This window comes from Streptomyces sp. R28 (assembly GCF_041052385.1).
Taxonomy (GTDB): domain Bacteria; phylum Actinomycetota; class Actinomycetes; order Streptomycetales; family Streptomycetaceae; genus Streptomyces.
The window spans coordinates 9,195,663-9,221,639 of the sequence record NZ_CP163439.1; the positions used below are offsets into that span (position 1 = coordinate 9,195,663).

Annotated in this window: 23 protein-coding genes and 2 pseudogenes; 18 read left to right on the forward strand and 7 right to left on the reverse strand. The window is 72.3% G+C overall.

Going from position 1 to position 25,977, the window contains the following annotated elements:
• Positions 1-173 precede the first annotated feature (173 nt).
• On the reverse strand, positions 174-1,001 hold the full coding sequence (locus AB5J49_RS40370) for an SDR family oxidoreductase (protein ID WP_369173845.1): 828 nt from the start codon (positions 999-1,001) through the stop codon (positions 174-176).
• A gap of 76 nt (positions 1,002-1,077) precedes the next feature.
• Between AB5J49_RS40370 and AB5J49_RS40375 the strand changes: the two genes are divergently transcribed.
• Positions 1,078-1,692 carry a TetR/AcrR family transcriptional regulator gene (locus tag AB5J49_RS40375; protein ID WP_369173846.1) on the forward strand — a complete coding sequence of 205 codons (615 nt, stop codon included), beginning with the start codon at positions 1,078-1,080 and terminating at the stop codon, positions 1,690-1,692.
• Between the two features lie 7 nt (positions 1,693-1,699).
• Here the strand turns inward: AB5J49_RS40375 and AB5J49_RS40380 are convergent, their stop codons facing one another.
• Entirely contained in the window at positions 1,700-2,221 is a 522-nt protein-coding gene (locus AB5J49_RS40380) for a MarR family winged helix-turn-helix transcriptional regulator (protein ID WP_369173847.1), read from the reverse strand.
• Between the two features lie 209 nt (positions 2,222-2,430).
• On the opposite strand from AB5J49_RS40380, the gene AB5J49_RS40385 reads away from it, so the two are divergent.
• The 3 genes from AB5J49_RS40385 (at position 2,431) to fusA (ending at position 6,367) form a co-directional block, all read left to right on the forward strand.
• Entirely contained in the window at positions 2,431-3,645 is a 1,215-nt protein-coding gene (locus tag AB5J49_RS40385) for a cytochrome P450 (protein ID WP_369173848.1), read from the forward strand.
• A gap of 70 nt (positions 3,646-3,715) precedes the next feature.
• Complete coding sequence (locus tag AB5J49_RS40390; protein WP_369173849.1) at positions 3,716-3,916, forward strand: ferredoxin; 201 nt, start codon at positions 3,716-3,718, stop codon at positions 3,914-3,916.
• A gap of 402 nt (positions 3,917-4,318) precedes the next feature.
• Entirely contained in the window at positions 4,319-6,367 is a 2,049-nt protein-coding gene (gene fusA / locus AB5J49_RS40395) for an elongation factor G (protein ID WP_369173850.1), read from the forward strand.
• A 76-nt stretch (positions 6,368-6,443) separates the two neighbouring features.
• On the opposite strand, the gene AB5J49_RS40400 is transcribed toward fusA, so the two are convergent.
• Entirely contained in the window at positions 6,444-6,836 is a 393-nt protein-coding gene (locus AB5J49_RS40400) for an SCO5389 family protein (protein WP_369173851.1), read from the reverse strand.
• Positions 6,837-6,898: 62 nt separating this feature from the next.
• Positions 6,899-7,864, reverse strand: a complete 966-nt coding sequence (locus AB5J49_RS40405; protein WP_369173852.1) for an ATP-binding protein — start codon at positions 7,862-7,864, stop codon at positions 6,899-6,901.
• 182 nt (positions 7,865-8,046) lie between these two features.
• Here AB5J49_RS40405 and AB5J49_RS40410 point away from each other — a divergent pair, with 182 nt between their 5' ends.
• The 4 genes and pseudogenes from AB5J49_RS40410 (at position 8,047) to AB5J49_RS40425 (ending at position 13,123) form a co-directional block, all read left to right on the forward strand.
• Positions 8,047-8,583, forward strand: coding sequence for a GNAT family N-acetyltransferase (locus AB5J49_RS40410; protein WP_369173853.1), 537 nt, complete (start codon positions 8,047-8,049; stop codon positions 8,581-8,583).
• Positions 8,584-8,586: 3 nt separating this feature from the next.
• Positions 8,587-10,092 (forward strand): ABC transporter substrate-binding protein, encoded by a 1,506-nt coding sequence (locus tag AB5J49_RS40415; protein ID WP_369173854.1) that lies wholly within the window; start codon positions 8,587-8,589, stop codon positions 10,090-10,092.
• Positions 10,093-10,095: 3 nt separating this feature from the next.
• A pseudogene (locus AB5J49_RS40420) lies at positions 10,096-11,900 on the forward strand (ABC transporter permease subunit).
• Positions 11,897-13,123: an MDR family MFS transporter gene (locus AB5J49_RS40425; protein ID WP_369173855.1), complete on the forward strand. Its 1,227-nt coding sequence runs from the start codon at positions 11,897-11,899 to the stop codon at positions 13,121-13,123. Before AB5J49_RS40420 ends, AB5J49_RS40425 begins: the two are co-directional and overlap by 4 nt.
• A gap of 349 nt (positions 13,124-13,472) precedes the next feature.
• Here AB5J49_RS40425 and AB5J49_RS40430 read toward each other — a convergent pair whose 3' ends face one another.
• Positions 13,473-14,231: a CDP-alcohol phosphatidyltransferase family protein gene (locus AB5J49_RS40430; RefSeq protein ID WP_369175419.1), complete on the reverse strand. Its 759-nt coding sequence runs from the start codon at positions 14,229-14,231 to the stop codon at positions 13,473-13,475.
• A gap of 108 nt (positions 14,232-14,339) precedes the next feature.
• Here AB5J49_RS40430 and AB5J49_RS40435 point away from each other — a divergent pair, with 108 nt between their 5' ends.
• The 5 genes and pseudogenes from AB5J49_RS40435 to AB5J49_RS40455 all read left to right on the forward strand — a co-directional run.
• Positions 14,340-15,323 carry a dehydrogenase gene (locus tag AB5J49_RS40435; protein ID WP_369173856.1) on the forward strand — a complete coding sequence of 328 codons (984 nt, stop codon included), beginning with the start codon at positions 14,340-14,342 and terminating at the stop codon, positions 15,321-15,323.
• A gap of 150 nt (positions 15,324-15,473) precedes the next feature.
• Complete coding sequence (locus AB5J49_RS40440; RefSeq protein ID WP_093747920.1) at positions 15,474-15,872, forward strand: 6-carboxytetrahydropterin synthase; 399 nt, start codon at positions 15,474-15,476, stop codon at positions 15,870-15,872.
• Between the two features lie 86 nt (positions 15,873-15,958).
• Positions 15,959-17,164, forward strand: a complete 1,206-nt coding sequence (locus AB5J49_RS40445) for a glycosyltransferase family 4 protein (RefSeq protein WP_369175420.1) — start codon at positions 15,959-15,961, stop codon at positions 17,162-17,164.
• Positions 17,161-18,249, forward strand: coding sequence for a class I SAM-dependent methyltransferase (locus tag AB5J49_RS40450; RefSeq protein ID WP_369173857.1), 1,089 nt, complete (start codon positions 17,161-17,163; stop codon positions 18,247-18,249). Before AB5J49_RS40445 ends, AB5J49_RS40450 begins: the two co-directional genes overlap by 4 nt.
• Positions 18,246-19,289: pseudogene (locus AB5J49_RS40455) on the forward strand (lysylphosphatidylglycerol synthase transmembrane domain-containing protein); the annotation flags it as partial. The gene AB5J49_RS40450 and the pseudogene AB5J49_RS40455, both read left to right, overlap by 4 nt.
• A 146-nt stretch (positions 19,290-19,435) precedes the next feature.
• On the opposite strand, the gene AB5J49_RS40460 reads toward AB5J49_RS40455, so the two are convergent.
• The gene (locus AB5J49_RS40460) at positions 19,436-20,224 is read right to left on the reverse strand and encodes a creatininase family protein (RefSeq protein ID WP_369173858.1); all 789 of its coding nucleotides are present in this window, start codon (positions 20,222-20,224) and stop codon (positions 19,436-19,438) included.
• A 41-nt stretch (positions 20,225-20,265) separates the two neighbouring features.
• Here AB5J49_RS40460 and ribA point away from each other — a divergent pair, with 41 nt between their 5' ends.
• Genes ribA through AB5J49_RS40485 form a run of 5 tightly spaced genes read left to right on the forward strand, consistent with a single transcriptional unit; the run spans position 20,266 to position 24,695 of the window.
• A complete protein-coding gene (ribA, locus tag AB5J49_RS40465; RefSeq protein WP_369173859.1) occupies positions 20,266-20,934 on the forward strand; it encodes a GTP cyclohydrolase II in 669 nt (222 codons plus the stop codon).
• A gap of 33 nt (positions 20,935-20,967) precedes the next feature.
• Positions 20,968-21,339, forward strand: coding sequence for a hypothetical protein (locus AB5J49_RS40470; protein WP_369173860.1), 372 nt, complete (start codon positions 20,968-20,970; stop codon positions 21,337-21,339).
• The gene (locus AB5J49_RS40475; RefSeq protein WP_369173861.1) at positions 21,336-22,481 is read left to right on the forward strand and encodes an NAD(P)/FAD-dependent oxidoreductase; all 1,146 of its coding nucleotides are present in this window, start codon (positions 21,336-21,338) and stop codon (positions 22,479-22,481) included. The genes AB5J49_RS40470 and AB5J49_RS40475 overlap by 4 nt, the downstream gene beginning before the upstream one ends.
• Complete coding sequence (locus AB5J49_RS40480; protein ID WP_369173862.1) at positions 22,478-23,539, forward strand: saccharopine dehydrogenase; 1,062 nt, start codon at positions 22,478-22,480, stop codon at positions 23,537-23,539. Before AB5J49_RS40475 ends, AB5J49_RS40480 begins: the two co-directional genes overlap by 4 nt.
• Positions 23,532-24,695: a saccharopine dehydrogenase family protein gene (locus AB5J49_RS40485; protein WP_369173863.1), complete on the forward strand. Its 1,164-nt coding sequence runs from the start codon at positions 23,532-23,534 to the stop codon at positions 24,693-24,695. Before AB5J49_RS40480 ends, AB5J49_RS40485 begins: the two co-directional genes overlap by 8 nt.
• Before the next feature lie 4 nt (positions 24,696-24,699).
• Here AB5J49_RS40485 and AB5J49_RS40490 read toward each other — a convergent pair whose 3' ends face one another.
• On the reverse strand, positions 24,700-25,932 hold the full coding sequence (locus tag AB5J49_RS40490) for a serine hydrolase domain-containing protein (RefSeq protein WP_369173864.1): 1,233 nt from the start codon (positions 25,930-25,932) through the stop codon (positions 24,700-24,702).
• Positions 25,933-25,977 lie beyond the last annotated feature (45 nt).

The following is a 25,977-nucleotide window of genomic DNA, read 5'->3' on the forward strand; positions in this document are numbered from 1 at the left end:
GGTGGGGGTCGGGCCCCTGACCTGCGCCTCTCACCACCCACGATGACAGAGCACGGCACCGCGGGACATCGTGCGACTGTCACCGGCAGACCATGGGATTCGCACCGGCCGCCTGTACGAATCGCATGGCCTCTACGCATCGCACGGCCCGCGGAGATGCCGGAGGGCCCCGGTCAGGCTGCCGGGCCCTGCGCGCCGGCGCGCAGGGCCGCGACGACACCGCCGTCGACGAGGAGGTCGGTGCCGCTGACGAACGTCGAGTCGGGGCCCAGGAGGAACGCGGCCGCGGCGGCGATGTCGGCCGGTGTGCCCAGCCGTCCGGCGGCCGAGGCATCGATCATCGCGCGCATCGCCGTGCCGCTGTCGCCCGCGAGTTCCTGCTGTCCCATGGGGGTCGAGATGACGCCGGGGCTGATCGAGTTGATCCGGGCACCGCGCCTGCCCCACATTCCTGAAGCCGCCTGTACGCGGAGGAGGTTGGCGCGTTTGGCGAGGCCGTAGCCGACGGCGCCCGAGGTCACTTCCGCGAGGAACGGCAGATCGAGCAGCTCGTCCGCGGGGGTGTGGGCGAGGGCGTGTTCCTGCTCGGCGTCGAGGGCGGACGCCAGGTGTCCGGCCATGCTGGAGATGACGACGCCTGCCCCGCCGGAGGCGACGACCCGCCCGAACTCCTCGAGGACCAGGGCCACTCCGAGCAGGTCCACCGCGAGGATCGCCGCGGCGGGCGCCTGCACCGGGGAGAGGCCCGCGGTGTGAACCACCTCGGTGATGCCGCCGAGTTCAGCCGCCAGATCGGCGAGAGCGGCCACCGAAGCACGGGAGGAGACGTCGACGGGGGAGGTGACGACGTCGTGTCCCTCGCCGCGCAGCGCCTCGACCGAGGCACTCAGTACCTTCTCGTCGAAGTCGGCGAGGAGCACCTTCTTGCCCGCACCCTGGCGCCGGGCGATGCTCTGCCCCATTCCGCCGACACCGATGACGACCAGCACGTTCTTCTTCACAGGGCGCTCAGCCTTCCTAATTACATTACGAACCGTTCCGTAATGGAATGCTACCTGCTGCCTCTACGATGGGGGCATGGGAGAGGTACGTCGGCGAGGCCGGCCCCGCAGCGCGACCACGGACCAGGCCATCCTCGAAGCGACGCGGGAATTGCTCGTCGAGAACGGTTATGCGGCGCTGTCCATGGAGGGCGTGGCCGCGCGGACCGGGGTGGGCAAGCCGACCGTGTACCGGCGTTGGCCCTCCAAGGGCGCCCTGGTCGCCGAAGCGGTCCACCACGGTTTCCTGGCCGCCACGTCCGGACACGGCATCGACCCGCCCGACACCGGCGACATCGAGGGCGACCTCCGCCAGTGGCTGCGCGGGTACGCGGCGCTGGCCGCGGACCCCCGCCACAGCCCTCTCGTCCTCGCGCTGACCGCCGCCGCGGCGGAGAACCCGCAGGACGCCGAGGTCCTCTACCGGCAGCTCACCGGCCCTCGGCACGAGGCACTCGTGGAGCGGCTGCGTCGCGCCGCGGACGCCGGTCAAGTACGCGCCGGCGCCGACCTGGACGCCGTCGCCGACGCGGTCACCGGCGCGTTGCTCTACCAACTCCTGACCGGGAACGCCGCCGCGTCGGAGCGGCGGGCCGCCGCGCTGGTCGACATCCTCCTCGACGGGCTTCGCCCTGCCGCAGACCGCGCCTGACCTCTCGTCAGTCGTGGTCGGCCGTCGCCGCGCCCACCGCGGACGGGCCCGCGTGGTCCGCGTCGGTCGCGCTCCTCGGCCAAGGGCGACCGGTGATGCGCTCGATGTCGGTGTTGAACTGCCGTAGGTCGGTGATGAACCGGTCCAGCCGCTCGGGCGTCCAGTCGGCCACGACCGTGGACAGGCCGGTGACGATTCCCTCGCGCTGTTCCGTCAGGAGCCTGAGGCCGCCCTCGGTGATGCGGAACTTGCGGGCCACTCCGCCGTCCGGGTCCAGCGTCCGCTCCACCAGACCGTTGCGCAGGAGGGCCGAGGTCTGCCGGGTGAATGTCGACGCCGCCAGCCCGAACGCCTCGACGAAGTCCGGGATGGACATCGGTCCTTGGGTCTCGAGCCTGGTGAGGAGCACATAGGCGCTCTGGTCCAGCGGATCCCCGCCGCGCGGGCCACGGGGTGCTCGCATCTCCTTGTGGCGGGTGAGGATCAGCAGCTCTCGCTCGATGCGTTCGGCGGCCTCCCGGGCGTCCACGCCGATCTCCTTCCCGGCCGCACGGCCAAGTCCCCACAACACCTGAGGGCCCACCCTACGGTGAGATTGCGCCATACACGGAAAGTGCATCATGCACTCTTGATGCATGATGCACAACGTGCGTAACGTGCCGTGCGTGAACGCTTCCGCGTTGCTCACCCCGGCTCCCCCAGCTCCCCCCCACCCCCACGCACCCAAGGTGATGCCAGATGCGCGAGAACGACCTTCTGCGGCTGCCATTGCCCAGTGACAACCCCTTGGAGCCGCCGGCCGAGTGGGAGGAGCTGCGCCGGCGGTGTCCGGTGGCCACGGTCGAACTCCCCAGCGGGGACAAGGCGACGTACCTGACCCGGTACGACGACGTCAAAGCCCTTCTGTCCGACCCCCGTTTCGCCCGCCCGACCGCCGAGGACGGCGCCGCCCGTATCGCCCCCGAAGGAGCAGGAGGTCCTGCCGCCGACGGCAGCACCACGCTGGCCCTGCCCGACCGCGGTGAACCGCACCTGCGGTGGCGGCGACAAGTGGGCAAGTACTTCACCGCCAAGCGCATGACGGCGCTGCGCCCCGGCATGGTGCGAACGGCCGAGGGCCTCGTCGACGACATGGTCGGCCACGGACAGCCCGCCGACCTCGAGGCCGGCCTCGGCTTCCCCCTGCCCGTCTACGTCATCTGCGACATCCTGGGCGTCCCCGTCGGCGACCGGGACCGTGTCTCGCACTGGTCCGACGCCTTCCTCAACGTCAGCCGCTACTCCGGTGACCAGACCCGGGCCGCGTACGCCGAGTTCGCCGAGTACATGTCCGCGCGCATCGCGGCGACACGCGCCCAGCCCGGCGAGGACCTGATCAGCATGGTGATCAGGGAGAGCGAAGGGGAGGGCCAGGGCCTGACCGACGACGAACTGCTCGGCACGGCCATGGGGCTCCTGGTCGCCGGACACGAGACCACGGCCAACATGATCGGCAAGATGGTCGCCATGCTGCTCGCCGACCGCACCCGGTGGGAGCGGCTGCTCGCCGAGCCGACCCTGGTGCGCACCGCGGTCGACGAGGCACTGCGCTTCGACGCCAACCTCGGCTTCGGCATCCGGCGTTATCTCACCGAGGACGTGGAGGTCGACGGCGAGCTGCTGCCGAGCGGCACGACCGTCGTGTGCAGCATGCCCGCCGCCAACCGGGACGAGCGGGTGTTCGGCGACGCGCACGACATGGTGCTGTCCCGGTCCCCGAACCCCCATCTGACATTCGGCGCCGGACCGCACTCGTGCCTCGGGCAGAGCCTGGCGCGCACCGAGCTCCAGGTCACCCTCGAAGTCCTCCTGCGCAAGCTGCCGACCCTCCAACTGGCCGTGCCCGTCGATGAGTTGCGGCGGGTGGAGGGTCTTCTCGTCGGCGGACTGCGTACGGTGCCCGTGCGGTGGTGACGGCTCCCGGATGGTTTCCGCACGGCTTCCGCATCGGACGGCCTCCACACCTGGAAGAAGGGCAACGGTCGTGAAAGTCACTGTGGACGAGGGCCGCTGCTGCGGCGCCGGCCAGTGCGTGCTGATCGCACCCGACGTCTTCGATCAACGCGACGACGACGGCATCGTCGCCCTCCTCGACCCCACCCCCGCGGCGGAGCTGCACGCCGCCACCCGCGAGGCGGCCGCCGTCTGCCCCGCGGCCGCCATCACGATCGACGGCGACGCCTAGCAGCCCCTGTCCGCAGCGGCGGGAAAATCACGTGCTTCGATCCGGCCCGGCTCCATAGACTCACCACGCAATCAAGCGCCGCCCACCACTTGGCGGCACGTCGTCGTGATGAGTCGAGGGGGGCCGGGCCGTGCGTGACCGCACCGCTGTCGTCGTCTCCCTCTCCCGGTACGTGGTGATCCTCGTGTCCTCGTCCGCCCGGTGCCCGCTGCGCGGCCGGCACCGGATGCCCGTGACGAACACCTGAAAGCGCCCGAGCACGTCAACTTCCCTGCTGCTCCCCATTTCTGACGGGACGGCAGGCCATGCTCGCTTGCGCATACGTCGCGTCCGTCGCGTACGTATCGTCCGGGAATCGCGCTGCCCCCTTTTGTTTCCGGAACATCCGAAAGGCCAAGGGCCGTGCGCACCAACCTCAACACCCTCACCGCCGTCCGCAACCTCGGCATCCTCGCCCATGTCGACGCAGGCAAGACCACCGTCACCGAGCGGATCCTGTACGCCACCGGGACCACCCACAAGCGCGGCGAGGTCCACGACGGCACCACCGTCACCGACTTCGACCCGCAGGAGCGCGATCGCGGGATCACCATCTTCGCGGCGGCGGTCAGCTGCGCCTGGGACGGTCACTGCATCAACCTCATCGACACCCCGGGGCACGTCGACTTCGCCGACGAGGTGGAGCGTTCGCTGCGAGTCCTGGACGGCGCGGTCGCGGTCTTCGACGCCGTCGCGGGGGTCGAGCCGCAGAGCGAGTCGGTATGGCGGCAGGCAGATCGGCACGGTGTGCCGAGGATCGCGTTCGTCAACAAGCTGGACCGCGCCGGGGCCGACCTCGACGCGGCTGTCGCTTCGATCCGGGAACGGCTGCATCCGGCGCCGCTGGTCGTGCAGTTGCCCATCGGTGTGGAGGACGGCTTCCGCGGTGTCGTGGACCTCGTACGGATGCGGGCGCTGGTGTGGGCCGACGGCGCCGAGACGTGCCTGGAAGAGCGGATGCCGGAGGATCTCCAGGCGGAGGCGAACCGGCGTCGGCGGCTTCTGGAGGAGGCGGTGGCCGAACTGCATGCCGGCGCGCTGGAGGAGTTCTGCGCGCGGTCGACGCTCTCGCCGAAGACCCTCGTCACCGCCCTGCGCGACCTGACGAGCAGCGGCGACGGCGTGGTCGTGCTGTGCGGCTCGGCGTACCGCAACCGCGGGATCGAGCCGTTGCTCGACGCGGTCGTGGCCTATCTTCCCTCGCCGCTCGACGTACCGGCCGTACGCGGCCTGCGCGACGGGGTGGAGGAGGACCGGCCCGCCGACCCGTCGGCACCGTTCGCGGCGCTGGCGTTCAAGGTGAGTGCCACGCCGACGGGGAGGCTGACCTACGTGCGCGTGTACTCGGGAACGATCGAGAAGGGAGACACCGTGGTCGACGCGGGTGCGCGGCGCGGTGAGCGGATCGGGCGGATCCTGCGGGTTCAGGCCGACCGCCACGCCCAGGTGGACCGGGCGGTCGCCGGGGACATCGTGGCCGTGGTCGGCCTGAAGTCGGCTCGTCCGGGCTCCACCCTCTGCGCGCCGGACGCCCCGCTCGTCCTCGAACCGGCGAGCGTGGCCGACCCGGTGGTGTCCGTGGCGGTCGAGGCCCGCACCTCCACGGACACCGACCGGCTCGCCTCCGCGCTGGCACGGCTGGCCGAGGAGGACCCGTCCCTGGTGGTGCGGACCGACGCCGAGACCGGCCAGACAGTGCTGTCCGGCATGGGTGAACTGCATCTGGAGGTGGCGGTGGAGAAGATCCGACGGGAGGCCGGGCTGGACGTCAACGTCGGCCGCCCCCGGGTGTCCTACCGTGAGACGGTCGGTCGCGGGGTGTCCGGCTTCGTCTTCCGACACGTCAAACAGGATGGCGGCGCGGGGCAGTTCGCGCACGTGATCCTCGACGTGGAACCTCTGGAAACGGAGTCCGGCTTCGAGTTCCGCTCGACCGTCGTCGGTGGTCGCGTGCCGCAGGAGTACATCCGCGCCGTGGAGGCCGGCTGCCGGGACGCCCTGGCCGAAGGCCCGCTCGGCGGCCACCCGGTGACCGGGCTGCGCGTCACCCTCACCGACGGCTCGACCCACGTGAAGGACTCCTCCGACACGGCCTTCCGCACGGCCGGCCGACTCGGTCTCCGGGATGCCCTGCGCACCTGCGCGATGGTCCTCCTGGAGCCGGTCGTCGAGGTCACGGTCACGGTGCCCGAGGACGCGGTCGGTGGGGTCCTCGGCGACCTGGCGGCACGACGGGGCCGGGTGACGGGCTCGGCCGCGCGCGCGGGCGCGGCGGTCGTGACGGCGACGGTGCCGCTGGCCGAGCTGTTCGGCTATGCGACGCGGTTGCGGAGCCGGACGCAGGGACGGGGGACGTTCACGGCCCGGCCCACCGGTTACGCGCCGGCGCCGGTCGCGACGATGTCGCGGTAGCACGGCAGGCGGCCCCTCCCTTGTACGGGCGGGGCCGCCCCGGCGGCGTGCGGTTCCACGGGGGCGCCTGAGGGGCTCAGCAGTCCCGGAACTCCGGCGACTGGTTCAGCACCTGCGACCGCACCGAAGTGAACCGCGCATACGTCTCCCCGTCCCGGCCCTCCGTCCGGAACGCCGCCACCCGGTGGCAGTTCTGGAAGGCGAGGGTCACGCCGAAGTGGCGCTCCAGGCTGCCGCGGATCGCGTCGCTGGCGAGGGCGCGCAGGAGCTGGCCGCGTTCCTTCTCCGACGGGGGAGGGGTCTGGTTGTCGGTGAACTCGGCTGTGCCGCCCTTGAGTTCCTCGGCGAGGGTGGCGATCAGGTCGTAGGCGTACGGGAGCGAGGTGCGGACCGTGTCCACGAAGTCCTCCTCGCGGAGGTCACCGTGTTCGGCTTCGGCGAGGAGCTTCGGGGAGACGTCGAGAGACATGTGCGTGCGTTCCTGTCCGGTGGTGGCGATGCGTGTGCGTGGTGCTGGGGGATACGGCGTCGTCAGGTCAGTGCCGTCGGTCCGGGGACGAACTCCGGGTCCACTTGGGAGGCCAGGTCATCGCCCGTCCTGTCGTCCGCCCACGCCCGCGCGTTGCGCAGGTGGAACTCGACGGCGTGGCGGTGCATCGTGGGCCAGTCCTTGGGGTGGGCGTCGACCGCCTCGCGCAGGATGTTCAGGGCGTGGACGTTGTGAGACTCCAACTCGCCCTGTTCCCGTCCCTGTTCGGCCGCGCGGACCCAGGACGAGTGGACCAGGTGGGTGAGGAGGTCGTCGCCGACCTCTTCCTTGAGGAAGAGGAGGTCGTCCTCGCCCGTCACCTTGTTGCCGATGACCGCGATGCGGATCCCGAACTCCCGGGCGTGGTCCCGGTACTGGCGGTAGACCGAGACGCCCTTGCGGGTCGGTTCCGCGACCAGGAACGTCATGTCGAAGCGGGTGAACAGGCCCGACGCGAACGCGTCCGCGCCCGCCGTCATGTCGACCACGACGTACTCGCCGGGGCCGTCGACCAGGTGGCCGAGGTAGAGCTCGACCGCGCCGAGCTTGGAGTGGTAGCAGGCCACGCCCAGGTCGGACTCGTCGAACTCGCCCGTCACCATCACCGGCACGCCGCCGACGCCCCCGAGGCCCCCCACGCGCCGGACGTGCCGTGCGTGCAGTTCGTCGTCGCCGAGCAGGGTCAGCAGGCGTGAGCCTCTGCCGGGCGGGGTGGTCTTGATCATGGCGTCGGTGGACGGGATCCGCGGGTTCGTGCCGCGCAGGAACTCCTTGATGTCCCTCAGGTGGGCGCCGAGAGGCGGGGCGTCCAGGGCGTCGCCGTCGTGGCCCAGCGCCTCGGCGAGGTGCTGGTTGATGTCGCCGTCGATGGCCAGGACGGGCGCGCCGGCGCCGGCGAGGTGGCGGGAGAAGAGCGCCGACAGGGTGGTCTTGCCGCTGCCGCCCTTGCCCACGAATGCGATACGCATCAGCAGCGGCCCGCCTTCGCGGCCCGAGCAGCCCACAGAGTACCCTTGTTGAAAATGGATGTCATGTGGCTAGGTTGTCGGCGGCTCGCGATCACTGTCAAATCGCCTGAGCCGTAAGGGTGTTAGGAGTGTGGTGGGGGTGGCCGTGATCAGTTCTCGTGCTTAATGCATATGATGTGCAAGTGCATGACTACGGCATCAGGGCGGCGAGCCCGGACGACCTCGACGGTGCGCGAGCCCTGATGCTCGACACCGTCTACCGCGACTTCGGCACGGGCTATGTGCCCCGCTGGCACGCGGACATCATCGACCCGGCCGCCGCCTATCTCGCCCCGCCCCGCCACACCCTCCTCGTAGCGCTCGACCCGCGCGACAACGGTGTCGTGGCGACGGCCGCCCTCGACTCCCGCGGCCCCGCCCACCCGCCGAACCCTCGCGACCTCGCCGAGCGCTACCCCTCCGGCGAGACCGCGCAGCTGCGTCGGGTCTACGTCCGTTCCGAGCACCGCAGGCGCGGTCTTGCCCGGCGGCTCGTCGACGAGCTGCTCGGCTTCGCGGTCGCGGACGGCGGCTACCGCGCGGTCTATCTGCACACCGACCCGAAGGTGCCCGGCGCCGAGGGCTTCTGGCGGTCGCTCGGCAAGGTCGTGCACGACGAACGTGAGGAACCGGGCGGCGGCAACGGCGTCGTCCACTTCGAGATACCGATGGAGCGATAGAAAGTGGGACAGAACGTGCGGCGCCGACTGCGGCCGCTCATCGCCCTCGCGCTGGCCCCCGTGCTCGCCGGCTGCTTCGCCTCCGGCGGCGGCGCCGACGCCGCCGGTGACGCCCAGGACGGCTCCCGCCTCCGCGTCGCCCTCGCCTTCCCGCCCGCCGAGAACCTCTCGCCGTACGGCGCCGACTCCACCATCCTCAGCCGCCTCGGCGTCACCGAGGGCCTGACCGCGCTGGACGCCAACGGCGCCGCGGCTCCTGCCCTCGCCGCCTCCTGGCAGCAGGAGAACGACCGCACCTGGCTGTTCACCCTGCGCGAGGCCACCTTCCAGGACGGTTCCGCCGTCACCCCGGCCGCGGTCGCCACCGCCCTCACCCACGCCGCGTCGGCCAAGCCCGTCCCGGCCGCCCTCTCCGGCGTCGCCCTCACCGCGAAGGCCGAGGGCAGCACCGGCGTACGGATCACCACCGAGGACCCCGACCCCATCCTGCCGCTGCGGCTGTCCAGCCCCGCCCTCGCCGTCTTCTCCGGCAAGGCGTACGGCACGGAGGACAAGGTCGACCCGGTCGGCACCGCCACCGGGCCCTTCGAGCTCACCAAGGTCATGGGTGCCGCCGCCGCCACCCTCGACCGCTACGACGACTACTGGGGCGGACGCGCCCAGGCCACCGGCATCGACGTCAAGTTCGTCGCCGACGGCACCGCCCGCGCGAGCGCCCTGCGCACCGGCCAGGTCGACATCGCCGAGGCGATCCCCGTCGCCCAGGCCGTCACTCTCGACAAGGGAACCCGCGAGGCGACCGCCACGACCCGCACGACGAGCCTGCTCCTCAACACCGAGAAGGGCGCCTTCAAGGACGCCGCGCTGCGGGCCGCCGCCCGGCAGGCCGTCGAAACCTCCGCGTTCGCCAAGGGCGTCTATGAGGGGTACGCCGACGCCGGCGTGGGCGTCTACGGACCCGCCGTCACCTGGGCCGCCGGCAAGCGCACCGAGCCGGTCGGGCGGGCGGAACCCGAACAGCCCGAGGGGACTCGTATCACGCTCGCCACCTACGACAACCGGCCCGAACTCCCCGAAGCCGCCCAGGTGTTGAAGCAGCAGCTGGAGAAGGCCGGGTTCGACGTCACGCTGGAGGTGCGCGAGTACTCGCGGCTGGAGAGCGACGCGCTGGACGGCAGGTTCGACGCGTTCGTCCTCGCCCGCAACACCCTCGTCGACACCGGCGACCCCGTCTCCGTCCTCGCCAGTGACTACACGTGCGACGGCGGCTACAACATCGCCCAGCTCTGCGACAAGGACGTCGACCGGGCCGTGGCCAAGGCCGAGCACACCGCCGACACCGCCGAGCGGCAGGACGCGGCGATGGCCGCCGAGGCCCGCATCCTCGGCACGGACGCCGTCGTGCCGCTGGTGCACCAGCGCATCATCACCGGCGTCGCGACCTCCGTCCGCGGCGCGCTCCTCGACCCGTACGAGCGCACCCTCGTCGGCATCGGCACCCGGCGCTGACCCGTGCGGCGCCAGGCAGTCACGCTCCTGTGGCGTGCGGGGATCGCGGCCGCCCTGGTGTGCGCCATCGGCGTACTGCCCTGGCTCTCGCAGACGGATCCGGCGCTGACCGTGCTCAAGGCCCGGTCGGCGGACCGCGACCCCACCCCCGAGGTGCTGGCGGACATCCGCGCTCAACTCGGCCTGGAGAAGGGCCCGTTCCACCTCCTCGGTGACTGGCTGGGCGGGCTGCGGCGCGGGGACGCCGGCCGGTCGTGGATCTCCGGCAGCGAGGTCACGCCCGCCGTGCTCCAGGCCCTGGGCGTGTCCCTGCTGCTGATGGCGGTGGCCCTCGCGGTCACCGTCGTCACCGCCGCGCTGATCTGCGCCCGCACCCTGTGGCTCGGCGCCCACCGGCGGCTCGACGGGCGGGGCCCGGGAGGCAGCGGCTCCGCCGTCCTCGCCGCGCTGCCCGAGTTCCTCACCGCGTCCGTGCTCGCCACGGTCGTCGGCGTGCAGCTCGGCTGGCTGCCGGCGCTCGGCTGGTACGGCCCCCAGTGGACGGTGCTGCCCGCCCTCGCCCTGGGCCTGCCCGCCGGGGCCGTACTCGCCGACTCCTCGACGACCTGCTGCCCGGCGCCTTCGCCGAGCCCTGGGCACTGGCCGCCACCGCACGCGGACTGCCCGGCCGCGCGGTCGCCCGCCAGGCCCTGCGCCGCTGCCTGCCCGGACTGCTGCCCAACACCGGCCTGTTCGTCGTAGGACTGACCGGCGGATCGGTCACCGTCGAGCAGATCTTCGACATCCCCGGCCTGGGCCGCACCACCCTGCAGGCCGCCCTCGCCCAGGACCTGCCCGTCCTCCAGGCCGGCACGCTCGCCCTCGTCCTGCTCGCCGCGGCCGCCGCGGCACTGGCCCACCTCCTCGGCCGCCTGCTGATCGGACCGGCCCTGCGCGACGGCGCACTGCCGTCCCTGCACCGGCCGTCGCCGCCGCCCGCCCGCACGATCCTGCCGTTCGCCTACGGTGGCCTGCTCGTCGGCGTCATCGCCCTCGGCCTGCCCCGCGACCCGCTGGCCCTCGACACCACCGAGCGACTCACGGCCCCCTCCCGGTCACACCCGTTCGGCACCGACGCGCTCGGCAGGGACGTCCTCGCCCGCGTCGCCCACGGCGCCCTCGACACCCTGCTCCTGGCCCTCGCGATCACCGCCGCCACCCTGCTCACAGGGCTGGCACTCGGCCTGCTGCCCCGGCTGACCGGCCCGCTCGTCGACACCGTCACCGCGCTGCCGCCGGTGCTCGTCGCCCTGCTCGTCACCGCGGTCGTCGGCAGCGGCACCGCCACGCCCGCGCTCGCCGTGGGCGTCGTCGCCTGGGCGCCGCTCGCCGCCCACACCTCCGCGCTGCTCCGGCAGGAACGCGCCGCACTCCACCTGACCGCCACCCGCGCCCTGGGCGCCGGCCGCTGGTATCTGCTGCGCCACGAGCTGCTGCCCGCCATCGTCCCGCCCGTCACCCGCCATACCCTGCTCCGCCTGCCCGGCATCGCCCTCGCGCTCGCCTCGCTGGCCTTCCTCGGCCTGGGCGCCCAGCCGCCCTCGCCGGAGTGGGGCCTGCTCCTCGCCGAGAACCAGCCCTACGCCGAGCGCGCCCCCTGGGCGGTCCTCGCCCCCGCCGCCGTACTCGCCCTCCTGGGCGCGCTGGCCGTGACGGCGGCCGGTGGCCTACGGCGCGGGCGGGGGCGGGGGCGACGCCGGAGGGCCGAGCCCGTCGTGCCCTTGCCCGAACAGCAGTCAGCCACTCAGGAGTTGGTGAAGACCGGATGACCTCGCTGCTGTCGCGCGGCCTGCGCAGGGTGCCGGACCGGCCCCGCCTCTCGCCTCTGCTGCGCCTGCTCATCCTCACCCAACTCGCCTTCAACATCGGCTTCTTCGCCGTCCTGCCCTTCCTCGCCGAGCACCTGGGGCAGGCCGTCGGCATGGCGGGCTGGCTGGTCGGGTTCGTGCTGGGACTGCGGACCTTCAGTCAGCAGGGGCTGTTCGTGGTGGGCGGGGCGCTGGCCGACCGGTACGGCATCCGGCCGGTCGTGCTCACGGGCTGCGTGCTGCGGATCGCCGGGTTCGCGTGGCTCGGGTACGCGCAGGAGACGTGGGCGGTCATCGGTGCCGTGCTGCTGATCGGGTTCGCCGCCGCGCTGTTCTCGCCGGCCGTGGAGTCCGAGGTGGCCCGGCAGGCGGTGCTGTGGGAGGAATCGGGGGCCGGCTCCCGTACCCGCGTCCTCGCGCTGCTCACCGTGGCCGGGCAGGCGGGCGCGTTCGTCGGGCCGCTGCTGGGCGCGCTGTTGCTGGCGGTGGACTTCCGTACGGTCTGCCTCGCCGGTGCCGGAATCTTCGTACTCGTCCTCGCCGGGCATGCGTGGCTGCTGCCGCAGCACATACCCGGGCGAGGGGGCGTGCGGTTCCGCGGCGGTATGGGGAAGCTGCTGCGCAACCGTCGCTTCCTCGCCCTGTGCTGCGCGTACGGCGCCTACCTGCTCGCCTACAACCAGCTCTATCTCGCCCTCCCCGACGAGGTGGAGCGCGCCACGGGCTCCCAGGCGGCGCTGGCCTGGCTGTTCGCCCTGTCCTCGCTGCTGGTGGTGATCGCCCAGCTGCCGGTCACCCGCTGGGTGGGGGAGCGGCTCACCCTGCGCCGGTCCATGGTCGCCGGACTGCTGCTGATCGCGGCGGGGTTCGCGGTCGTGGCCGCGGCCCGGCCCGCCGGCTGGACCGGCACGGCAGGGCTGTTGCCCGCGGCCGGCTTCGTCGTCCTGCTCACCCTCGGCCAGATGCTGGTCGCGCCGGTCGCCCGCGCCTGGGTCCCCGACCTCGCCGAGGAGGGCCGACTCGGTCTCTACACCGGGGCGTTGTCCTCGGTCTCCGGCCTGATCGTCCTGGTCGGCAGCTCGGCGACGGGAACTCTCCTCGACACGGGCTTGCCGGCCGCCGTGCCCTGGCTGGTGCTGGCGGCCGTACCGGTAGCGGCGATCGGGGTGCTGCCACGCCGGTAGGGTCCACGGCGTGGACGTTCAGGTGGGGATCGTGCGGACGGCGAGTTCCTCGCCCCCGCCGCCCCTACCCGTCCCATCCTGAAGGGGCGCCGCCCCTTCCACCCCGCCAGGGGGCTTCGCCCCCTGGACCCCCATCGGCCTGAACGGCCTCGTCCTCAAACGCCGGACGGGCTGAAAGCGTCGGGGCATGGCCGTCAGCGCCCTGAGGCCAGGCCCTGCGGGTGGATGAGCGGCGCACGGCCCCGACCCACCACCGTGCCCACCGCGCCACGCGAACCCCCGCCGGACAGGAACGGGCCGCCGCAGGCATCCCACCGCAACCGCCGCCTGCCGCCCGACGGCTCACCTCTCAGGACGCCACCAGCTCCCGCACCTCCGCCACGGGAACCTGCTCCACCCGCGACGTCCGGTACAGCCACAGCACGTCCCGGCCGAACGACCAGACCAGCGCGGCCAGGGCCACTGCCGCGACCGCGAACGTCGCCGCGTACGGGAGATAGCCGGACGCGGCCAGCAGCAGGAACACGCCCTGCATCGCGGCGACCGTCTTGCGGGCCGTGCTCGGCGGGAGCGGGGCGTTCAGCCAGGGCCAGACGCGGGCGGCGGCGACGAAGCCGTAGCGCATGGCGCCGATGAGAATGACCCACGGGCCCAGCGACATGGAGACGTACACGCTCAGGACGAGGATCAGGAACGCGTCCACCTCCATGTCGAAGCGCGCGCCCAGGGCCGTCGACGTGCCGGTGCGGCGGGCCACCTTGCCGTCCACGCCGTCGAGGATCAGGGCGACCGCCGTCAGTCCGACGAACAACGTCACCGGCGGTGAGCTCTCGAAGGAGTCCGCAACCAGCGCCGTCACGCCGCCGACCAGCGTCGCGCGGCCGAGGGTGACCCGGTTCGCCGGGCCGAAGGAGCGGAGCCTGGACCGGTGCAGGGCCAGCGAGAGCAGCGCCCATGAGGCGACGGCGAAGACGAGGCCGGTCAGCCAGCCCGCCGGCCCCATGCCGATCGCCGAACCGAGCAGAGCCAGCAACAGGATCTGCACGCCCGCTCCCACAGCGGTCTCCTGCTGGACCAGCCTTGCTTCGTACGTGTTGTTCAGGGCCACCGCACATTCCTCCGGCCAGGTGACAGAGTCGATCAAGGCCGCGTACTGTGCGCGACCTGTGCACACCTCGGTACGTGAGCAGCTTCCCGATCGTTCAGGAGGATCCCGATGAACCGCACCGCACGTGCGTTCTGGCTCAGCTCTCCGGGTGAAGGAGAGCTGAGGGAGGTCACCCTGCCGGAGCCGGGCGAGGGCGACGTGCTGGTGCGGTCGCTGTACTCCGGAGTCAGCCGGGGCACGGAGACGCTCGTGTTCCGGGGCGCGGTCCCGGAGAGTCAGTACGCGGCCATGCGAGCACCCTTCCAGGAGGGCGAGTTCCCCGCCCCGGTGAAGTATGGCTACCTGAGTGTCGGGATGGTCGAGGAGGGTCCGGACACGCTCGTCGGCCGCACCGTCTTCTGCCTCCATCCGCATCAGACCCGGTACGTCGTCCCCGCGAGCGCGGTGACCGTCGTACCGGACACCGTGCCCGCCGCACGGGCCGTCCTCGCCGGCACCGTCGAGACCGCCGTCAACGCGCTCTGGGACGCGGCCCCCCTGGTCGGCGACCGGATCGCCGTGGTCGGCGGCGGCATGGTCGGGTGCTCGGTCGCCGCCCTGCTGGCCCGCTTCCCCGGCGTACGGCTGCAGTTGGTCGACGCCGATCCGGGCCGGGCCGAGGTCGCGGGGGCCCTCGGCGTCGGATTCGCCTCGCCCGAGGACGCGCTCGGCGAGTGCGACCTCGTCGTCCACGCCAGCGCGACCGAGCAGGGACTCGCCAGGGCCCTGGAGTTGCTCACCGCCGAGGGCACGGTCCTCGAACTCAGCTGGTACGGCGACCGGCAGATCAGCCTCCCGCTCGGCGAGGCCTTCCACTCCCGGCGGCTCGTCATCCGCAGCAGCCAGGTCGGCACCGTCTCCCCGGCCCGCCGCGCCAGCCGTACCTACGCCGACCGGCTCGCCCTCGCCCTCGACCTGCTCGCCGACCCGGCTCTCGACGCGCTCGTCACCGGGGAGAGCGCCTTCGAGGATCTGCCCGCAGTCATGCCGAAGCTCACCTCCGGGGAGATCCCGGCGCTCTGTCATCGCGTCAGGTACGCGGACACGCCCTGACGGACTCGTTCAATCCGGGACGACAAGAGCGCCTGACCTGAGAAAAGAGTGAGAGACGGCTGAACAAGGGGAAGCCAAGAGCCGTACTACACGGCATCCCCGGCAGCGACGAGCCGGGGACTAGGCGTACCGCACCTGGAGGGTCGTCCGTTGTTCAGCATCACCGTCCGCGATCACATCATGATCGCCCACAGCTTCCGCGGCGACGTCTTCGGACCCGCGCAGCGCCTGCATGGAGCAACGTTCCTGGTGGACGCCACGTTCCGGCGCGAGCAGCTGGACGACGACAACATCGTCGTCGACATCGGACTGGCCACGCGGGAACTGGGGGCCGTGGTCGGCGAACTCAACTACAGGAACCTGGACAACGAACCCGACTTCGCCGGGATCAACACCTCCACCGAGTTCCTGGCCAAGGTCATCGCCGACCGGCTCGCCGAGCGGATCGAGAAGGGCGCGCTGGGCGAGGGCGCCAAGGGTCTCGCGGGGCTCACCGTCACCCTGCACGAGTCGCATGTCGCGTGGGCGAGTTATGAGCGTGCGCTGTGACCGACGTGACCCTGGAGAAGACGGCTCTGCAGAAGACGGGCCTGCAGAAGGCGGCTCTGGACAAGGTGGGTCTGGACAAGGCGGGTCTGGACAAGTCTGGTCTGCAGAAGACCGATCTGGAGAAGGCGGAGCAGGGCACGCTCGGCTATGTGCCCGTGCAGCATCCCGTCCTGAAGAACGCCGAGATCATCCCCATGTCCCTGCGCTCCGTGCACTTCGTCATGCCGGGCGGCGTCGACGACCCGACCGCGCCGAGCGGCGGCAACGCCTACGACCGGCGCGTGAGTCTGGACCTGCCCGGCTTCGGCTGGCAGGTCCACAAGCACCCGGTGGACGGGAGCTGGCCCAGCCCCGGGGCGGCGGCCCGTGCGGAACTCGCCCGTACGCTGCGGGAGTTCCCGGACGGCACGGTCGTCCTCCTCGACGGGCTGGTCGCCTGCGGCGTGCCCGAGATCATCGTCCCGGAGGCGGAGCGGCTGGGCCTCGCGGTCCTCGTCCACCTGCCGCTCGGTGACGAGACGGGGCTCGACCCCGCCGTCGCCGCGGAGCTGGACGCCCGGGAACGCACCGTGCTGCGGGCCGTCCCCGCGGTCATCGCCACCAGCGACTGGGCGGTCCGCCGTCTCGTCGCCCACCACGGCCTCGCCCCCGAGCGGGTCCATGTCGCCGCCCCCGGCGCCGACATCGCGCCCCTCGCGTCCGGCACGGACGGCGTGTCGCGGCTGCTGTGCGTGGCCGCCGTGACGCCGCGCAAGGGACAGCACCGGCTGGTGGAGGCGCTCGCGGCGGTGACCGACCTGCCGTGGAGCTGTGTGTGCGTGGGCGGGCTGAACCAGGATCCCGAGTACGTGGCCGAGTTGCGGTCCCTGATAGCGAAGCACGGCCTGGACGACCGGCTGATCCTGGCGGGCCCGCAGTCCGGCGCCGAACTCGACGCCAGCTACAACGCCGCCGACCTCATGGTGCTCACCTCCTACGCCGAGACGTACGGCATGGCGGTGACGGAAGCGCTCGCCCGCGGTGTCCCCGTGCTGGCCACGGACGTCGGCGGCCTCCCGGAGGCGGTCGGCCGGGCGCCCGACGGCGGCGTCCCCGGCATCCTCGTCCCGCCGGAGAACCCCGCCGCGATCGCCGCCGAACTGCGCGGCTGGTTCGGCGAGGCGGACGTACGACGCCGACTGAAGGCGGCGGCCCGGGGACGCCGGGCCGCCCTGAACGGCTGGGCCGGCACGGCCCGCAGCCTGGCCGCGGTACTGGGCCGACTGCCGAACGAACCCCGGAGGGCGGCATGAGGAAGACGGCAACGACACGGAGCGGGGGGACGATTCCGGCACAGCCGGGACCACGCGACGCGACGGAACCGACGCGCCGCGGGCCCGAGGGCGGGGAGTCCGGGCCGCAGAGCGGGATCGTTTCGGCGGAGGATGGCATGAGCGGTGTGTCCGTACCGGCGGCGGCTGACGCGGACGCCGTGATCCTCGGGGCCGGGCCCAGCTTCCGTCCCGGTGAGCGGGCCACCGTACGGCTGCGGGACGCCGGTCCTGACGACCCGCCCCGCTATGCGCCTGAATGGCTGGAGCTGCGCGAGAGCGCCGATGCCTCCGCGCGGGCGCACGACCTGCTCGATCCGCTGCGGATCCGGCTGGCCAACCTGCCGGGACGGACCGGGCTGGTCATCCACGACGTGGGCTGCGGCACCGGGTCCATGGGCCGCTGGCTCGCGCCCCACCTCGACGGCCCCCAGCACTGGGTCCTGCACGACCGCGACCCCTACCTCCTGCACTTCCCCGCCGTGGCCTCCCCGCGCTCCTCCGCCGACGGCAGCCGCGTCACGGTCGAGACGCGCCGCGGCGACATCGGCCGTCTCACCCCGGACGCCCTCGCCGGCGCCTCGCTGGTGACCGCCTCCGCACTGCTCGACGTCCTCACGCGCGAGGAGGTCGCCACCCTCGCCGCGGCGTGTGCGGGCGCGGGCTGCCCGGCGCTGCTGACGCTCTCCGTCGCCGGCCGCGTCGAACTCACCCCGTCCGACCCGCTCGACACGGAGATCGCCGAGGCGTTCAACACCCACCAGCGGCGCTCGGGAATGCTGGGCCCGGACGCGATCACGGCGGCGGCCGAGGCCTTCGCCGAGCACGGCGCGACCGTCCAGGTGCACCCGAGCCCCTGGCGGCTCGGCCCCGCCGAGTCGGCGCTCACGGCCCAGTGGCTGCGCGGCTGGGTCGGCGCGGCGGTCGAGCAACGCCCCGAACTCCGCGAGCGCGCCGACCGCTACCTGCGGGACCGTCTCGCCGCCTGTGAGGCGGGCGAACTGCACGTCGTGGTCCACCACAGCGACCTGCTGGCGCTGTGCCGGCCGACGGGCGGAGCGTCATGAGCGTGGAGACGGTCGCCGTCCTCCCCGAGGTGCCCTCTGCCGCCCGACTCGCCACCAGGCCCTCGGTACCCCCCACAGCCGCCCTCACTCCCGCCCTCGAAGCCGTCGCGCCCTCCCGCATCGGCGTCGTCGTCACCGAGCCCCGCTCGCAAACGCCGACCCCGAGCGCAGCGCGCCCCCGTACGTCCCCGCGCGCTCTCCTGTCCCGCCTCAACACCCCCGCCTTGCGCACCCACCTCGGTACGGCGGTCGGCGTCGTCATCCTCGCGGTGCTGTTCTGGCGGCTCGGCACCGGCGTCTTCCTCGACGGGCTGCGGCGGATCGACGCGGCGGCAGTGGTCGTGGCGGTCGGGATCGGGCTCGTCACCACCGTGTTCAGTGCGTGGCGTTGGCAGCTGGTGGCCCGAGGGCTGCGGATCCGGCTGCCGCTCGGGCCGGCCGTCGCCGACTACTACCGCGCCCTGTTCCTCAACGCGGCGCTCCCCGGCGGCGTCCTCGGCGATGTGCACCGGGCGGTGCGGCACGGGCAGAGCGCCGGTGACATGGGGCGCGGCGTCCGCACGGTCGTCCTCGAGCGGACGGCCGGTCAGGTCGTCCTCGCCGGCGTCGGCGCCGTCGTCCTGCTGACCATGCCGTCGCCGGTGCTGAACGAGGCCCGGGACCTCACGCCCGTCCTGCTGTTCGCCGCGGTGGGCGCGCTCGCCGTGGTGGCCGCCGTACGCATGAACCGCGCGCCCTCGCGCCGGGACCGGTCGAACCCGACGGCGCTGCGCAGCACGCTCGGCGAGGCACGGGAAGCCCTGCTGTCCCGCCGCAACGGGCCCGGTGTCGCCGTCTCCTCCGTCGTGGTCCTCGCCGGCCACCTCGCGATGTTCGTGGTCGCCGCCCGGGTCGCCGGTTCCGCCGCCTCCGTGGCCGTCCTGCTGCCGCTCGCCGTCCTGGCCCTGCTCGCCATGGGACTGCCCCTGAACATCGGCGGCTTCGGCCCCCGGGAAGGCGTCACCGCCTGGGCGTTCGCCGCGGCGGGGCTGGGCGCCGAAAGCGGCCTGGCCGTCGCCGTCGTGTACGGCGTCCTCAGCTTCGTGGCCGCCCTGCCCGGCGCCCTCGTACTGGTCGCCCGCTGGTACTGCGGCCTGCGTGCGGGTTCCGGGGCCGCCGTCACCGAGGCGGCACCGGAACCCGGCCGCTATGCCCTTGCGTCTCCCGTGTCCCGTACGGAATCGTCCGCGGAGGTCAGCAGTGACACATACGTGCCGAAGGAATCCGCGAGGCTCGCCAGCAGCCGCTTCCCCTTTTCCGCGGAACCCAGCGAAGGACGGCCTATGACACCCGAATCGGTATAGGCGGACATACCGAGGGTCAGTAGGTGACGGCGGTCGTCCGCCACGAAATCGGAAGTCTCATAACCGGGACGGATCAATTCGGGATGAGTGTGCAGAAGGATGGAGGTCTCAATTTCCCCCGCGTGCATGTCGGTGAGCAGCGAGGTCTCCACCCCCGCCCGCTCCCGCGCCGCCTCCCAGTCCTCCGCGGCCGGGAACAACGCCATCCGCTCGCCGCGCGCGGAGGACTCCTGAACGACATTGCCCAGTACGTAGTTTCCGCCGTGCCCGTTGACCAGCACCAGGGCGTCCACGCCCGATCGGCGGAGCGAAGCCGCTATGTCCCGTATCACCGCATGAAGGGTCACTGAGGAGATGCTGACGGTCCCCGGCCAGGCCGCGTGCTCGTGCGAGCAGGAGATCGTCACCGGCGGAAGGAGGTGCACCGGGTGCGTGGCGGCTATCTCGCGCGCGACCGCGCAGGCCACGAGCGTGTCGGTGGCCAGCGGAAGGAACGGACCGTGCTGCTCGAAGCTTCCGACGGGCAGGACCGCGACCTGTCGTGACACGCCCGCGCCTCGCGTCCGTACGTCTTCGGTGGTGTCCGCCGGCACCAACGAGTGTGCCACCGGGTGTGTTTCCGAACCACTCATCTTTTCCCGGCCTTTCGTCTCTGCTTAGGAACTGAAGAATCATGACAGAAAAAATTGGTGTGCTCGGCAAGAAGTCCGCACAGCGTACGCAGCGTTCCGGCGTGGAACGCGTGGTGAATGCCCCCCTGCCCACCGTGTACGGGGAATTCCGCGCGATCGGTTACCTGGACCACGACCGCGGTGACGAACAAGTGGCCCTCGTCTACGGCGAGATCGGCACGGACGACGTCCTGACCCGGCTGCACTCCGAGTGCCTGACCGGCGACGCGTTCGGCTCCCAGCACTGCGAGTGCGGCGACCAGCTCGCCTCCGCGCTGCGTGCCGTGGTCGCCGAAGGAAGCGGCATAGTCGTCTACTTGCGGGGCCACGAGGGCCGCGGCATCGGTCTGCTCGGCAAGCTGCGGGCGATGGCCCTGCAGGCGGAGGGCCTGGACACCGTCGAGGCCAACCTCGCGCTCGGCCTGCCGGTGGACGCCCGCGACTACGGGGTCGCCGCCGAGATCCTGCACGACCTGGGGGTGGGCAGCGTCCGCCTGATGTCGAACAACCCGCGCAAGCGCGAGGCGTTGCTGCGGCACGGCATCCAGGTGGCCGAGCAGGTCCCGCTGCTGATCCCGCCGTGCGAGAACAACATCACCTACCTGCGCACCAAGCGGGAGCGCCTCGACCACCACCTGCCCCATCTGGACGCGGTCGCGCACCTGTCCTGATTGCGGCCGGGCCCGTCCGGACAGGAAGAGGGAATGACCGACGACGTCCTCTTCCTCTCCGGAGACCAGGTGACGCGCCTGCTCGGCTTCGACGCGGCGATCGCCTCGCAGCGAAGCGCTCCGCCGGGTGTGCCGCGACTGGGGCGGCGGAGCCGCAGATCGACACAGCCCCCGCGCCCCTTGGCGGCCGTACGGCTGTGGAGCCCGACCGCGCGGAATCGTTCCCGCGCCGCCGAGCGGCTCGCCGTGACAGGGGCGTCGCCGGTCGCGGCCCGCACGCTCAGTGGTTCGTTCGAGCCCGGTCGGGTCCGGCGCCGTAATCGAGGCAGCCAGGAAGGTGGGCCTGTGACAACGCACGCGAGGACCGGAGCCATGACCGGGGCGGCGAAGGAGGTGCGGCCGTGAACACGACCGCGAGCGTCGTCGTCATCGGAGGCGGCGTGATGGGCACCAGCATCGCCTACCACCTCGCCCGCGCCGGGGTACGGGACGTCGTCCTCGTCGAGCGGGACGAGCTGGCCTCCGGCTCCACCTCGAAGGCGGCCGGCGGGGTGCGGGCGCAGTTCTCCGACGAGCTGAACATCCAGCTCGGGGCTCGCAGTCTGGAGGCGTTCGGCCGGTTCGAGGAGGAGACCGGGCACGACATCGGACTGCACCGGGTGGGCTATCTCTTCCTGCTCTCGACACCCGAGGAGGTCGCCGGCTTCGAAGCGAGCGTCCGGCTGCAGAACTCCCTCGGGGTGCCGAGCCGGATGATGGACCCCGCCGAGGCGCAGCGGCTGTCCCCGCTGATCACCACCGACGGACTGCTGGCGGCCGCGTTCTCGCCGGACGACGGCCACTGCACCCCCGAATCCGTCGTCCACGGCTACGCGTCCGCCGCTCGCCAGTACGGGGCGCGGATCTTACGTCACAACGACGTCACCGGCATCGAACTGCACGGCGACCGCATCACCGCCGTGACGACGGCCATCGGCCGGATCGCCACCGGCACGGTGATCTGCGCGGCCGGCCCCTGGTCGCGGGCGGTCGGGGCGATGGCCGGCGTGGACCTGCCGGTGGTGCCGCTGCGCCGCCAGATCGCGGTCACCGAACCCGTCGCCGGACTGCCGCCGAACCTGCCCATGACCATCGACTTCAGCACCAGCCTCTACTTCCACGGCGAAGGCCCCGGCCTCCTGCTCGGCATGTCCGACCCCGACGAGCGGCCCGGCTTCGCCACCGACACCCACGACCGCTGGATCCCCCGCCTGGCCGCGGCCATGGAACACCGCGCCCCCACCCTGCTCGACCTGCGCCGCACGGGCGGATGGGCGGGCCTGTACGAGGTCACCCCGGACCACAACGCGCTGATCGGCGAGGCGACTTCCGTGTCCCGCTTCCTGTACGCGACCGGCTTCTCCGGCCACGGATTTCTGCAGGGGCCGGCCGTCGGCGAGGTCGTCCGCGACCTGTACCTCGGCCGCGTACCCTTCGTGGACGTCAGCCCCTTGAGCGCCGGCCGGTTCGCGGCCAACGCCCCGCGCCCGGAGGCCAACCGCGTATGACCGATCTCCACCTGTGGCTGCGCCACGAGGTCCGTTCCACCGAGCGACGCACCCCGATCGTGCCGTCCGACGCCCGGCGGCTCGTCGAGAGCGGAGTGACGCTGACCGTCGAGGAGTCCCCGCAGCGGATCTTCCCCATCGAGGAGTACGCGGCGGCCGGCTGCCGCGTCGCGCCCTCGGGCTCCTGGGTGTCGGCCCCGGCGGACGCCGTTGTCATCGGGCTGAAGGAACTCCCCGACGGACCCGCCGAACTGACGCACCGGCACATCTTCTTCGGCCACGCCTACAAGCAGCAGCCCGGCGCCGAGGACCTGCTCCGCCGGTTCGCCGCCGGCGGCGGGGCCCTGCTCGACCTGGAGTACCTGGTGGACGACCAGGGCCGCCGCCTCGCCGCCTTCGGCTTCTGGGCCGGCTATCTCGGTGCCGCCCTGGCCGTCCTCCAGCACCGGGGCAGGCTCGTCGCTCCGTTGGCCCCCACGTCGAAGGAGGAACTCGACGCGGCCCTCCAACCGGCCCCCGACGACGAGGAGTTCACGGCGCTCGTGATCGGCGCCCTGGGCCGCAGCGGCCGCGGCGCGTGCCTCGCGTTCCTGACCGCCGGCATCGAGGCGACGCCCTGGGACCTCGCCGAGACCCGCGACCTGGACCGCGACGCCCTGCTGGCGCACGAAGTGATGGTGAACGCCGTCCTCGCCACCAGCCCCGTCCCGCCCTTCCTGCGCGAGCAGGACCTCGACGACCCCGCCCGCCGGCTGCGCACTCTCTGCGACGTCACCGTCGACGTCGGCTCACCCTTGAACGTCCTGCCCGTCTACGACCGCACCACCGAGTGGACCGAGCCCGTGCGCCGCCTGCGCAAGGAGCCTGCGCTCGACCTCATCGCCATCGACAACCTGCCCTCCCTGCTGCCCCGGGAGTCCAGCACCGACTTCTCGTCGGCGCTGGTGCTCCAGCTGCTGGAGTTCGCCACGGGTGGGCCGTGGGGGCGCTGTCTGGACCGGTTCCACCAGGCCTGCCGTGAACTCGGCATCGCAGAAGGGGAGTTCCGCCATGTCTGACGCCTCCGCACGCGTTCTGGCGAGCGGCACCGTCCACTGGGTCGGCGCCGGACTGTCCACGGGCAGCGGTCTGGCCCGGCTCTGCGACACCGCCGACCGCGTACGGCTGTGGCACCGCACCGAGAGCCGTGCGGCGGACGCCCTGGGCCGGATGGGACTCGCCGGACGCGCCGAGCCCCGCGGCTACACGCTCGCGGCGCTCACGGCCGAACTGGCGCCGGGGGACGTCGTCGTGTCGATGCTGCCCGCGCCGGAGCACGCCGGGATCCTGGCGGCCTGTATCCATCGGCAGGCGCACTTCGCCTGCTCCAGCTATGTGTCGGACGCGGTGGTGGAGCAGGTGCCCGCGGCCGCCGCGGCCGGGCTCGTCGTCCTCACCGAGGCCGGCCTCGACCCGGGCATCGACCACCTCTTCGCCCACTGCCTCGTCGGCCGCGCCCGGGAGGCCGTGGGCGACGAAACTGCCGCCTCGTACAGCCTGACGTCGTACTGCGGCGGTGTCCCCGCGGTTCCGAACGACTTCAGGTACCGCTTCAGCTGGGCGCCTGCCGGGGTGCTCAACGCCCTGCGCTCACCGGCGCGTTATGTGCGGGACGGGGCCGAGACGGTCGTCGAGCGGCCGTGGGAGGTGACGCGGCGGCATGTGGTGGACGGGGAGGAGTTCGAGGTCTACCCGAACCGCGACAGCGTTCCGTTCGTCGAGCAGTACGGGCTGCCGCACACGTGGAAGCCACAGACCTTCGTGCGCGGCACCCTGCGCCTGGAGGGCTGGCTGCGTGCCTGGGACGCCGTCTTCGAGGAGCTGAAGACCGGCGACGATGCCCGGATCGCCGCTCTGGCGGGGGAGTTGGCGGCCAAGTACCCCACCACGGAGGCCGACCGCGACCGCGTCGTCCTCGCCGTGTCGCTGGACGTGCGCGGCGGGGACGGGCGGACGTGGTCCGGCAGTTACCTCCTCGACCTGGTGGGGGACGCGGAGGAGAGCGCGATGGCCCGCTGTGTCTCCCGGCCCCTCGCCCTGGGCGTGCGCCACATCCTGGACGGCTCCCTGCCGGCGGGCCTGAACCGCGCCGCCGAGACGGCGGCCCGCTCGGAGGAGTGGCTGCGCGAACTCGCCCTGGAGGGAGTGGAGTTCGCCCTTCGGGTGGACCAGTAGGGGCTCAGTCTCCGGTGACGGCCTCGTTCACGAGCCGCTTGAGGTCCTGGAACAGCGTGTGCGAGGACCTCGGCCGTACCTGCGTCATGAACTGCACCGTCAGGTCGTGGCGCGGGTCGACCCAGAAGGTGGTGGTCGCCACCCCGCTCCAGCCGTAGGCGCCGAGGACGGTCGGGGCCTTCGTCCGCGTCGGGTCGATCACCACCGAGACGCCGAGACCGAAACCCATGCCGTCGTTGCCGGGCTCGTCGTGGGCGGGGCGGCTGCCGAAGGCGCGCAGGTCGGCGCCGCCCGGGAGGTGGTTGGAGGTCATCAGGTCCACGGTCTCGGGGGCCAGCAGGCGGGTGCCGTCGAGTTCGCCGCGGCGGCGCAGCAGCTCCATGAAGCGGTGGATGTCGTGCGCGGATGCCGCCATGCCGCCGCTGCCGGACAGGAAGCGGGGGCGGCCGTGCAGCGGGAGGCCGGGGATCGGCTCGATGCCGCCGTCGTCGCTCTCCCCGTACAACTCCGAGAGCCTGCCCGCCTGTTCGTCGCGCACGCAGAACCCGGCGTCGGTCATCCCGAGCGGCCGGAAGATCCGCTCGGCGAAGAACTCGTCGAGCGCCTGCCCGGACACGACCTCGATGACCCGGCCCAGGACGTTCGTGGCCACCGAGTAGTTCCACTGCGTCCCCGGCTCGAACTGCAGCGGCAGGCTCGCGTACACGTCGACCGTCTCGGCCAGGTTCGAGCCGGGCAGCACCGCGGAGTCCAGGTTGGCGTCGCGGTAGAGGGCGTCGACGGGATGCGTGCGGTAGAAGGCGAAGGTCAGTCCGGCGGTGTGGGTCATCAGGTGCCGGATGCGTATCGGGCCGTCGGCCGGGCGGGTCACGGTGTCGGCGCCGGATCCGCTGACGTACACCCGAGGCTCGGCGAAGGCGGGCAGATGGCGCTCGACCGGGTCGTCGAGCGACAGCTTGCCCTCCTCCACCAGCAGCAGCGCGGCGACCGAGGTGACCGGCTTGGTCATGGAGTAGATCCGCCACAGCGTGTCGGACTCGACGGGCAGCCCGGCCGCCAGGTCCCGGTGGCCGTGCGTGGCGAGGTGGGCGACGCGTCCACCGCGGGCGACGGACACCAGGTAGCCGGGTATCCGCCCCTCGTCGACGTAGTGGGCGAAGTGCTGGTCGAGGCGGTCCAGCGCCTTCGCGTCCAGCCCGACCTCGCCAGGGTCGACCTCTTGTGTCAGCAGTGCCATCGCTCTCCTCCGAATACGTACGACGAGGTGCGCTCCGGCATACCC

Excerpts from the sequence above, each read along its gene's own strand:
- AB5J49_RS40375 (WP_369173846.1), top strand. The coding sequence starts at position 1,078 with ATGGGAGAGGTACGTCGGCGAGGCCGGCCCCGCAGCGCGACCACGGAC.
- AB5J49_RS40385 (WP_369173848.1), top strand. The coding sequence starts at position 2,431 with ATGCGCGAGAACGACCTTCTGCGGCTGCCATTGCCCAGTGACAACCCC.
- AB5J49_RS40400 (WP_369173851.1), bottom strand. The coding sequence starts at position 6,836 with ATGTCTCTCGACGTCTCCCCGAAGCTCCTCGCCGAAGCCGAACACGGT.
- AB5J49_RS40405 (WP_369173852.1), bottom strand. The coding sequence starts at position 7,864 with ATGCGTATCGCATTCGTGGGCAAGGGCGGCAGCGGCAAGACCACCCTG.
- AB5J49_RS40425 (WP_369173855.1), top strand. The coding sequence starts at position 11,897 with ATGACCTCGCTGCTGTCGCGCGGCCTGCGCAGGGTGCCGGACCGGCCC.
- AB5J49_RS40435 (WP_369173856.1), top strand. The coding sequence starts at position 14,340 with ATGAACCGCACCGCACGTGCGTTCTGGCTCAGCTCTCCGGGTGAAGGA.
- AB5J49_RS40450 (WP_369173857.1), top strand. The coding sequence starts at position 17,161 with ATGAGGAAGACGGCAACGACACGGAGCGGGGGGACGATTCCGGCACAG.
- AB5J49_RS40460 (WP_369173858.1), bottom strand. The coding sequence starts at position 20,224 with ATGAGTGGTTCGGAAACACACCCGGTGGCACACTCGTTGGTGCCGGCG.
- ribA (WP_369173859.1), top strand. The coding sequence starts at position 20,266 with ATGACAGAAAAAATTGGTGTGCTCGGCAAGAAGTCCGCACAGCGTACG.
- AB5J49_RS40470 (WP_369173860.1), top strand. The coding sequence starts at position 20,968 with ATGACCGACGACGTCCTCTTCCTCTCCGGAGACCAGGTGACGCGCCTG.
- AB5J49_RS40480 (WP_369173862.1), top strand. The coding sequence starts at position 22,478 with ATGACCGATCTCCACCTGTGGCTGCGCCACGAGGTCCGTTCCACCGAG.
- AB5J49_RS40485 (WP_369173863.1), top strand. The coding sequence starts at position 23,532 with ATGTCTGACGCCTCCGCACGCGTTCTGGCGAGCGGCACCGTCCACTGG.
- AB5J49_RS40490 (WP_369173864.1), bottom strand. The coding sequence starts at position 25,932 with ATGGCACTGCTGACACAAGAGGTCGACCCTGGCGAGGTCGGGCTGGAC.